General features: G+C 73.3%; 9 protein-coding genes. 6 read left to right on the plus strand and 3 right to left on the minus strand.

Annotated elements, in window-relative coordinates; genetic code table 11:
• Positions 1-2: 2 nt before the first annotated feature.
• Positions 3-881, minus strand: coding sequence for a dihydrodipicolinate synthase family protein (locus ACQP60_RS17790; protein WP_429735319.1), 879 nt, complete (start codon positions 879-881; stop codon positions 3-5).
• 25 nt (positions 882-906) lie between these two features.
• Positions 907-2,088, minus strand: coding sequence for an ROK family transcriptional regulator (locus ACQP60_RS17795; RefSeq protein WP_429735321.1), 1,182 nt, complete (start codon positions 2,086-2,088; stop codon positions 907-909).
• A gap of 77 nt (positions 2,089-2,165) precedes the next feature.
• Here ACQP60_RS17795 and ACQP60_RS17800 point away from each other — a divergent pair, with 77 nt between their 5' ends.
• From ACQP60_RS17800 to ACQP60_RS17825, 6 genes are all read left to right on the plus strand, one after another.
• Positions 2,166-3,719, plus strand: a complete 1,554-nt coding sequence (locus tag ACQP60_RS17800; RefSeq protein ID WP_429735323.1) for a sugar ABC transporter ATP-binding protein — start codon at positions 2,166-2,168, stop codon at positions 3,717-3,719.
• On the plus strand, positions 3,716-4,720 hold the full coding sequence (locus tag ACQP60_RS17805; RefSeq protein ID WP_429735325.1) for an ABC transporter permease: 1,005 nt from the start codon (positions 3,716-3,718) through the stop codon (positions 4,718-4,720). Before ACQP60_RS17800 ends, ACQP60_RS17805 begins: the two co-directional genes overlap by 4 nt.
• Before the next feature lie 94 nt (positions 4,721-4,814).
• Positions 4,815-5,897, plus strand: coding sequence for a substrate-binding domain-containing protein (locus tag ACQP60_RS17810; protein WP_429735327.1), 1,083 nt, complete (start codon positions 4,815-4,817; stop codon positions 5,895-5,897).
• A gap of 81 nt (positions 5,898-5,978) precedes the next feature.
• Complete coding sequence (locus ACQP60_RS17815) at positions 5,979-7,172, plus strand: Gfo/Idh/MocA family protein (protein ID WP_429735329.1); 1,194 nt, start codon at positions 5,979-5,981, stop codon at positions 7,170-7,172.
• Positions 7,173-7,242: 70 nt separating this feature from the next.
• On the plus strand, positions 7,243-8,244 hold the full coding sequence (locus tag ACQP60_RS17820) for a sugar phosphate isomerase/epimerase family protein (RefSeq protein ID WP_429735331.1): 1,002 nt from the start codon (positions 7,243-7,245) through the stop codon (positions 8,242-8,244).
• A 73-nt stretch (positions 8,245-8,317) separates the two neighbouring features.
• Positions 8,318-9,292 (plus strand): sugar phosphate isomerase/epimerase family protein, encoded by a 975-nt coding sequence (locus tag ACQP60_RS17825; RefSeq protein WP_429735333.1) that lies wholly within the window; start codon positions 8,318-8,320, stop codon positions 9,290-9,292.
• A 66-nt stretch (positions 9,293-9,358) separates the two neighbouring features.
• Here ACQP60_RS17825 and ACQP60_RS17830 read toward each other — a convergent pair whose 3' ends face one another.
• A complete protein-coding gene (locus tag ACQP60_RS17830) occupies positions 9,359-9,985 on the minus strand; it encodes a GNAT family N-acetyltransferase (protein WP_429735335.1) in 627 nt (208 codons plus the stop codon).
• Positions 9,986-10,371 lie beyond the last annotated feature (386 nt).

Below are 10,371 nucleotides of genomic sequence, written 5' to 3' on the forward strand. Positions count from 1 at the left end.
GCTCAGGGGCGGCGCGCGACGACGTCCCGCAGCGCCTGCCCGTCCGCCGCGGTGAGCGGCACGAGCGCGTCACGCGGCGGCGCGGTCGGCGTGCCCAGCAGGGTCGCGACGGCGTGCAGCGCGGCGAGGGGCCGCCCCGTCGCCGCGACCGCTCGGGCGAGGTCGTGGAGCCACGTCCGTGCGGCGTCGGCGGCCTCCGAGCGCCCGACGCGGGCGCGCCGGACGGCGACGTACTCGGCGGGGGCGAGGGCCGCGAGCCCGGTGTGCCAGGCGTCGGCGGGCTCGGCTCCGTCGGTCAGGGCCGGGTCTCCGCTCAGCCCGACGACGACGCCCGCGGCGCGCAGCGCGGCGACCCGCCCGGCGGGTCGGGACGGCAGCGACGCGGGATCCTTGACCGCGACCACGGAGCCGTCGTCGCGCAGCGTCGCGAGCAGGTCGGGGGAGACGTCGAACCCGAGCTGCACGGGCTTGTTGTAGAAGCACACCGGCGCGCCCGGCACAGCGGTCGCGACCCGCGCGTACAGGGCGCGCACCTCCGCGTCGTCGAGCGGCAGGTACGCGAACGGGGGCAGCACGAGCCCCGAGGCGCCGGCGTCGACCGCGGCCCTGGCGCGGGCGACGACCCGGTGCGCCGACTCCCCGGCCACGCCGGCGTGGACGGGGGCGCGGCCCGCGGCGGCGACGGCGACGCGGACCACGGCGTCGCGCTCGGCGTCGTCGAACGAGACCCCGGCGCCGGACGTCGCCAGCAGGACGACGCCGTCCACGCCCGCGGCGACGGCCGCGCCCACGAGGCCGGCCAGCCCGTCGAGGTCCACGGACCCGTCCTCGGCCAGCGGCGTGATCGGGTAGGCGAGGAGTCCGGTGAACGCCGAGGTCATGCCCGGCATCGTACGGACGGCGCCGTCAGGCCGTGAGCGCGTCCACGGCCTCCGGCGACAGGGCGTGGTCGGCCGCCATCGCGGCGGCGCCCAGCACCCCGGCCTGCGCCCCCGTGCGCGCGACGGCGATGCGCAGGTGCTGGGTGGCCAGCGGCAGCGACCGCCGGTAGACGACCTCGCGGATGCCTGCCAGCAGGTGCTCGCCCGCTTCGGCGAGGATGCCGCCGAGCACGATGACCGACGGGTTGAGCAGGCTGACGGTGGCCGCGAGGACGCTGCCGATCTCGCGGCCGGCCTGGCGCACGGCGCGGCCGGCGGTGACGTCTCCGCCGCGCACGAGCGCGACGACGTCGGCCGGCCCGGCGACGTCCAGCCCGTCGGCGCCCAGCCGGACGGCGAGCGCCTGGGCGCTGGCGATCGCCTCGAGGCAGCCCACGTTCCCGCACCGGCACACCACCTCCTCGGCGCCGGGGACGGCGACGTGCCCGATGTCGCCGGCCGCGCCCTGCGCGCCGCGCCGCAGCGCGCCGTCGGCGATGATGCCGGCGCCGATGCCCGTGGCGACCTTGACGAGGATGAGGTCGGAGACGTCGGGCCAGGCCATGCGGTGCTCGCCGAGCGCCATGATGTTCACGTCGTTGTCGACCAGCGCCGGTGCGTCGAAGTGGCCGCGGAGGATGCCGGGTACGTCGGCGTCGTCCCAGCCGGGCATGATCGGCGGGTTGTTCGGGTGCCCGGTCGCGTGCTCGACCGGGCCGGGCAGACCGACGCCGACGCCGGCCAGGTCGCCGACGTCCCGGCCCGCCGTCTCGAGCAGCTTCCGCCCGGCGTCCGCGACCCAGTCGAGCACGGGACGGGGCCCGTCGGCGATGGCGAGGGGCGCGTCGAGCTCGGCGAGCACGGTGGAGGCCAGGTCGGTCACGGCGAGCCGGGCGTGCGTGGCACCGAGGTCGACGCCGAGCACGACCTGCGACGACGGGTTGAACGCGAAGGTGGCGGGGGGCCGCCCTCCGGTGGAGGTCGCCTCTCCGGCGGGGGCGATGAGGCCGGCGGCCATGAGCGCGTCGATCCGCCCGGCGACGGTCGACCGGGCCTGGCCGGTGAGGGTCGCGAGCTCCGCCCGCGTCCGGGCGCGTCCGTCGCGCAGGAGCTGGAACATCTCGCCGGCCCCGGGGGTCCGAGGTCCGACCGCGGCGCCTTCCGTCATGACCGTAGTCAATCACGATCGAATAACACCCGTCTTTTGCTTGACTGTCGACAGAAGTGCGGCCTAGGTTCGGACGCATGGTCGACGTGGACCGCGACGACGCGGCACCGCCGGAGGGCAGCGATGCCCCCGCCCCCTTGCTGCGCATGGAGGGCATCGTCAAGCACTTCCCGGGCGCCAAGGCGCTCGACGGGGTGGACCTCGACGTGCTGCCCGGCGAGGTGCACTGCCTGCTCGGCCAGAACGGCGCGGGCAAGTCCACCCTCATCAAGGTCCTCGCGGGGGCGCACCAGCCCACCGCGGGCAAGATCGTGCTGGACGGCGAGGAGGTCGTCATCCCGCACCCGGTCGCGGCCCTGCACTGGGGCGTCGCGACCATCTACCAGGAGCTGGACGTCGTCGACGGGCTGACCGTCGCCGAGAACGTGTTCCTCGGCCACGAGCTCGACCGCGGCGGCTTCACCCAGCGGCGCGAGGCCACCTCCCGCACCCGCGAGCTGCTGGCGCGGCTCGGCCACCCCGAGATCTCGCCCCACCACGAGGTCGGCGGGCTCTCCGCCGCGGGCAAGCAGGTCGTGTCCATGGCGCGGGCCCTGTCCCACGACGCGCGGGTCATCGTCATGGACGAGCCGTCCGCCGTGCTCGACGCCGGGGAGGTGGAGAACCTCTTCCGCGTCGTCCGCGCGCTCACGGCGCAGGGCGTCGCCGTCGTGTACATCTCCCACCGCCTCGAGGAGATCCGCGAGATCGGCGACCGCATCACGGTCCTCAAGAACGGGCGCACCGTGGGCCGCGACCTCCCCGCGGCGACGACGCCCACGGCCGAGCTGATCCGCCTCATGACGGGGCGCAGCGTCGAGTACGTGTTCCCCGAGCGCCCGGGCGTCCCGGACGGGGCTCCCGTCGTGCTCGACGTCGAGGGGCTGGGCCTCGCGGGCACGTTCGAGGACGTGTCGTTCCAGGTCCGCGCCGGGGAGATCGTGGGCCTGGCGGGGCTTGTCGGCGCCGGCCGGTCCGAGATTCTCGAGACGTTGTACGGCGCGCGCCGCCGGACGTCGGGCGCCGTCTCCGTCAAGGGGCGTCGTCTCCGGGCGGGGTCGGTCGACGCCGCGGTGGCCGCCGGCATCGGGCTGTGCCCGGAGGAGCGCAAGAGCCAAGGCCTCGTCCTCGACGAGCCCGTCTACCGGAACGTCACCCTGTCGACGTTCGCGCGGTTCGCCCGCGGCGGCTGGCTCGACGAGCGCGCCGAGCGCGCTGCGGCGCGCGAGCAGGTCGCGGCCCTCGACCTGCGCCCCACCGACGTCGACCGCGCCGCCCGCACCCTGTCCGGCGGCAACCAGCAGAAGGCCCTGCTCGGCCGGTGGCTCGTGCACGGCTGCGACGTGCTGCTCCTCGACGAGCCCACCCGCGGCGTCGACGTCGGGGCGCGCTCCGAGCTGTACGCGCTCGTGCGCCGCCTGGCCGACGCCGGCACGGCGGTGGTCGTCGTCTCCAGCGAGATCCCCGAGGTCCTCGGGCTCGCCGACCACGTGCTCGTGGTCTCCGAAGGGCGCGTCGTGCACCGGGCACCCGCGCAGGACATCGACGAGCACGGCGTGCTCGACCTCGTGATGGAAGGAACCGCCGCATGAGCACCCAGGTCGAGACGCCGCCCGGCCGGGCGGCACGCCCCTCGTGGCTGTCCGGTCCCGCCGGCCGCACGATCGGGCTCGTCGTCGCGCTGGCCCTCGTCGCCGTCGTCGGCGTGATCACGGGCGGCGAGCGCTTCGCCAGCCTCGACAACGCCATGACCATCCTCCGGCTCGCGTCGGTGACGGGGGTCCTCGCCATCGGGATGACGTTCGTCATCACGGCCGGCGGCATCGACCTCTCCGTGGGCTCCCTGGTGGGGCTGTCCTCGGTGTGGGCCAGCACGCTCGCCACGCAGACGATGGCCGAGGACGTGCACTGGACGGTCATGGTGCTCACGGCGCTCGCGGTCGGCACGGCGGCGGGCGTCATCAACGGCGCGATCATCGCGTACGGCAAGGTCGTGGCGTTCATCGCGACCCTGGCGATGATGATCGCCGCGCGCGGGCTCGCGGAGATGATCTCCGGCCGTCAGACGCAGGTCGTCTCGGTCAAGGGCTTCCTGGACTTCTTCCGCGCCGACGTCATCGGCGTGCCGGTCCTCGTGTGGATCTTCGCGGTGGTCGCCGTCGCCGGCTGGTTCCTGTTCAACCGCACCACCTTCGGGCGCCGCACGGTGGCCGTGGGCGGCAACCTCGAGGCGTCGCGGCTCGCGGGCATCAAGGTGCAGCGCCACCTGCTGTACGTCTACGCGCTCTCGGGCCTGACGTCCGGCATCGCCGGCGTGATGATGCTCGGCCGCACCACGGCGGGCACCTCCACGAACGGCCTGTACTACGAGCTCGAGGTGATCGCGGCCGTGGTCGTCGGCGGCACGCTGCTCATCGGCGGCCGCGGCACCATCGTCGGCACCGTGATCGGCGTCGTCATCTTCGCGATGCTCTCCAACGTGTTCACGATCAACAACATGTCGATCTCCGCCCAGAACGTCGCCAAGGGCGCCATCATCGTGATCGCCGTCCTGCTCCAGCAGCGCTTCGCCCGGCGCTCCGCCTCCACCTGACGCACCGCCGTCCCGTCCCTCCCCGCAGCACCCCAGCACCATCCCGCACCGGGCCACCCGCCCGGCACGGCCGGACCGAATCGAGGATGATCACATGTCCGCACGCACCACGCTGGAGCGTCCTACCACCTTGCCGACGAGTTCAGCCCGGCGCAGCGCCGCGCTGGCCGCGGTGGCCGTGTCCGCCGTCCTGCTCGCCGCCGGCTGCACCAGCAACGAGCCGCCCGAGGACGAGAGCTCGGCCGCGCCGCAGGTCGCGGCCGAGGGCAACGACGAGCCGGGCGACAAGGTCGTCATCGGTTTCTCGGCCCCCGCCGCCGACCACGGCTGGATGGGCGCCATCACCAAGTCGGCGGTGGACACCGCCGAGCAGTACTCGGACGTCGAGCTCCGCCAGGCCGAGGCGACGAACGACGTCAACGTCCAGATCAGCCAGATCGAGCAGTTCATCAACGACAAGGTCGACGCCATCGTGCTGCTGCCGTTCGACGGCGCCGCGCTCACCGAGGTGGCCACGAAGGCGATGGACGCCGGCATCCCGGTCATCAACGTCGACCGCGAGTTCTCCAGCCCGTTCGCCGCCCGCGCCACGATCCTCGGCGACAACTACGGCATGGGCGTGAGCGCCGGCACGTACATCTGCGAGCAGCTCGGCGACAACCCCGACGCGATCGTCGCCGAGATCCAGGGCATCGAGTCGCTGCCGCTCACCCAGGACCGCAGCAAGGGCTTCGAGGACGCGCTGGCCGACTGCGGGCTCGACGTCGACCGCCGGGTCGCCGCGGACTTCACGGTCCAGGGCGGGGAGACGGCGACGTCGAACCTGCTGCAGGCCGAGCCGAAGATCGACGCCATCTGGAACCACGACGACGACCAGGGCGTCGGCGTCCTCGCCGCGATCGAGAACGCCGACCGCGACGAGTTCTTCATGGTCGGCGGCGCCGGGTCGCTCGACGTCATGGAGCACATCGAGGCCGGGGACACGCCGCTGCAGGCGACCGTCGTCTACCCGTCGACGCAGGCGGCGGACGGCATCAAGCTGGCACGCCTGGTGGTGCAGAACAAGAACATGGGCGACCTGGTCTCGGCCGGTGTCCCGCGCACCACCCAGCTGTTCGCGCCGGTGGTCACCAAGGACAACGTCGACCAGTACATGTCCATCGGGTTCCGGTCCTGAGACCCTCGGGACCGAGGCCCGCAGGCACGGCACGACCCGCACGTACGGAAGCATGAGCACGAGGGAAACGGAGGTCGCTCGATGAGCGAGCACGCCACGGCAGGGGGCACGCCGACGCTGGGCGTCGGGATGGTCGGGTACGCGTTCATGGGGGCCGCGCACTCGCAGGCGTGGCGCACGGCGCCGCGGTTCTTCGACCTCCCGCTCGCCCCGCGGATGCGGGTCGTGGCGGGCCGCGACGCCGACGGGGTGCGGGCGGCGGCGGACCGGCTCGGCTGGGACGACGCCGTCACGGACTGGCGCGAGCTCGTCGCCCGGGACGACGTCGACCTCGTCGACGTGTGCACGCCGGGCGACACGCACGCCGAGATCGCCGTCGCGGCGCTCGAGGCGGGCAAGCACGTGCTATGCGAGAAGCCGCTCGCGAACTCGGTGGCCGAGGCGGAGGAGATGGTCCGCGCGGCCGACGCCGCGGCCGCGCGCGGGGTGTACGCGGCGGTGGGGTTCACCTACCGCCGCGTCCCGGCGATCCAGCTCGCGCGACGCCTGGTCGAGCAGGGCCGGATCGGCGAGGTCCGGCAGGTGCGCGCGCAGTATCTGCAGGACTGGCTGGCCGACCCCACGACGCCGCTGTCCTGGCGGCTCGACAAGCAGAAGGCGGGCTCCGGGGCCCTCGGCGACATCGGCGCGCACGTCGTCGACCTGGCGCAGTTCGTCACGGGGGAGCGGCTGGTCGGCGTGGCGGGCATGCTCGAGACGTTCGTGCGCGAGCGTCCGGTGCCGGCGTCGTTCTCCGGCCTGTCCGGGGAGGCGGGGGAGGGCACCGGGCCCGTCACCGTCGACGACGCGGCGATCTTCTTCGGGCGCCTGTCGGGCGGCGGCACGGCGACGTTCGAGGCCACGCGGTACGCATGGGGGCGCAAGAACGCCATCCGGCTCGAGGTCAGCGGCACCCGCGGCTCGCTCGCCTTCGACTTCGAGGACATGAACCTGCTGCACTTCTTCGACGCGGAGGACGACGCCCAGGTGGCGGGCTTCCGCCGCATCGTCGTCACCGAGCCGGAGCACCCCTACGGCGGGCACTGGTGGCCCGCCGGTCACGGGCTCGGCTACGAGCACGCGTTCACCCATCAGGTCGTCGACCTGGTCGGCGACCTGGCGGCGGGGAAGCAACCCACGCCGTCGTTCGCCGACGGGCTCGCGGTGCAGCGCGTGCTCGACGCCGTCGAGCGCAGCTCCGACGCCGGCCACGCCTGGGTGGACCTGCCCGGCTGACCGCGCCCCCACCCGACGCCACGACCCGACGCCACCCCAGCACCGCCGACCTCGACGAGGAGAACGCATCATGGCACGACCGATCACCCTGTTCACGGGCCAGTGGGCCGACCTGCCCCTGGAGGAGGTGGCCCGCCTCGCGTCGGGCTGGGGCTACGACGGCCTCGAGCTCGCCTGCTGGGGCGACCACCTGGACCCGTGGCGGTGGGACGACGACGCGTACGTGCAGTCCCGCCTCGACCTGCTGGACCGGCACGGTCTCAAGGTGTACGCCATCTCGAACCACCTCAAGGGCCAGGCCGTCTGCGACGACCCGATCGACGAGCGGCACCGCGACATCCTGCCCGACGTCGTGTGGGGCGACGGCGACCCGGAGGGCGTGCGCCAGCGTGCCGCGGAGGAGATGAAGCACACGGCGCGGCTGGCGGCGCGGCTCGGCGTCGACACCGTGGTGGGCTTCACCGGGTCGTCGATCTGGAAGTACGTGGCGATGTTCCCGCCGGCGACGGAGGCGATGGTCGAGGCGGGCTATCAGGACTTCGCCGACCGGTGGAACCCGATCCTCGACGTCTTCGACGAGGTGGGCGTGCGCTTCGCGCACGAGGTGCATCCCAGCGAGATCGCCTACGACTACTGGACCACCGTGCGCACGCTGGAGGCGATCGGGCACCGGGAGGCGTTCGGCCTCAACTGGGACCCGTCGCACATGGTGTGGCAGGACCTCGACCCGGTGAGCTTCCTGTGGGACTTCAAGGACCGGATCTACCACGTGGACTGCAAGGACACGAAGAAGCGGATGGGCAACGGGCGCAACGGGCGCCTGTCGTCGCACCTGCCGTGGGCGGACCCGCGGCGCGGGTGGGACTTCATCTCCACCGGGCACGGCGACGTGCCGTGGGAGGACGCGTTCCGGATGCTCAACACCATCGGGTACGCGGGGCCGATCTCGATCGAGTGGGAGGATGCCGGCATGGACCGCCTGGTCGGCGCCCCCGAGGCCTTGGAGCTGGTGCGGCGCCTCGCGTTCGACGCCCCGGAGGCGGCGTTCGACGCGGCGTTCTCCCAGCGCTGACGCGTCTCCCACCGCGATGGCTCGCGACAGCGTGGCGCCGGGTGGTCCGGCGTCCTGATCGAAGGGGATCAGCATGACCAGTCGTACCGAGCTCGACCGCCGGACGTTCCTGCGTCTGGCGGGTTCCACGGTCGCGGTGGGGGCCGCGGCCGTCACGTCCACCGCCGCGACGGCGCCCGCGGCGTCCGCCGCCGGCGGCGGACGCCGTCTCGTCCCGCCGGGCAAGCTGGGCATCCAGCTCTACTCGATCCGGGACAAGGTCAGCTCGCTCGGGTTCCGGGCGGTCTTCGAGCGCCTCTCGACGCTCGGCTACCGGGAGGTGGAGTTCGCCGGCTACACGCAGGGCGGCGTCGGGGCGATCACGCCCGCGGAGATCCGCACGCTGCTGGACGACAACGGCCTCGTCGCGGTGGGCTCGCACCGGGGCATCTCCGACTTCGCCAGGAACCTGGAGGCCGAGCTCGACATCGCCGAGACCCTCGGGATGGCGCACGTCGGCACGGCCAACGCCCCGACGAACGACCGTACCGTCGGCGGCTACCTGGCGGCGGCCGAGCAGTTCAACGCGTTCGGTGCGGCGGCCGCGGCGCGCGGGCTGAAGTTCTACCAGCACAACCACCAGCACGAGTTCGGCTTCGCGACCGACGACCCGGCGACGCGCCTGTACGACGTCTTCCTGGAGAACACCGACCCGACCGCCGTCTACCTCGAGATGGACGTGTTCTGGGCGTACGTGGGCCGGCACCTCTACCCGGGGTTCGAGCCCGTGGAGTACGTGCTGGCCCACCGCGACCGGTACCCGATGTTCCACCTCAAGGACGGGCGGGTGAACCCGCAGTCGTCGAACGGCTACGACATCGTCGAGTTCGGGGTCGGCGACCTCGACTACCAGGCGTTCCTGGGGGCGCTCGCAGGTTCGGGACGCCAGCACGGCATCTGGGAGCAGGACAACGCGTCGACCGTCGCCGAGCCGCCGTTCCCCGTCGACTCCTTCGGCAACGCGGAGCGCAGCGCCGACGCGATCCTGGGCCTGCGCGCGGGGGGCTGACCCGGGGCCACGACTGCGGTGCGACGACGGCCGGGCGGCGTGTGCCGCCCGGCCGTCGTCGTGCGGTCAGGCCGGTCGGCGGACCATGACGACGTCGTCGTGCCGCACGCCGCCGACGTCGTAGGTGCGCGTGCCCGCGACCTCGAAACCGTGCTTGCGGTAGAAGGACTGCGCCCGCGCGTTCTGCGCGTTGGTGCCCAGCCACAAGGGTGCGCCGACGCCGACGGTGCCGGCGCGCTCGGCGACGGCCGCGATAGCGGCCTCCAGGAGTCGGGCCGCCACACCGCCGCCGAGCACGTCCGGGTGCACGTAGATCTTGGACAGCTCGGCGTACGGCCCGGCGCCGACGACGGCACGCAGCACCCGACGCTCCTCGTCACCGTCGGGCTCGCCGAACGACACGAGCGCGTAGCCGACCGGCGTGGTCGGTGTCGTCGGGGCGGTCGAGGAGTCGTGGTCGCCGTCGACGGCGACCAGGAGCGCGTCGGCGTCGGAGTCGACCCAGCCACGGACGGCGTCCGGGGACAGGCGCGCCGCCACGTGCGCGGCCATCGTGGACACCGAGGTCCCCGGTGGGCACGCCGACGGGAACGTGAGAGCGGCGAGCCACGCGACGTGGGCGCTCTCGTCGGCGCGCGCCGGCCGGACGAGGACGGAGGCGTGCGGCTGCGGGGGGTTCTGCGGGATGCTCACGGCACGATTCTGGACCTCGCAGCGAAGCCCGTCCGGGCGCGGGGAGCGGTGTGCCGGGCGTCACCGCGGACGGAGTTGGCCGGGCGCGCCGGAGCGTGTAATGTTCTACGACGTCAGCCCGACAGGGAGACGGACACCAAGGAGCACGATCCGGGAGACCGGAGCTCAGGTGGCCGCCCGGGGCTGGAACTCACATCGAGGATCAGGTCGCATTCGTGCGCCCCGAGCATCGATGCGGGGACTTTCCGGCTCTGCGTCGGACGGTCCGATCGGCTGGAAACAGGCGGTCGGAGCGGCCGAAAAAGTCTGGTAAGTTTGAGGGGTTGCCCCGGCGGGGCTGGGACGGAAGTTCTGGTTCTGTGGGTGTGCGTCGGTTGTTTGAGAAC

Source organism: Isoptericola variabilis, from assembly GCF_050311655.1.
GTDB lineage: Bacteria > Actinomycetota > Actinomycetes > Actinomycetales > Cellulomonadaceae > Isoptericola > Isoptericola variabilis.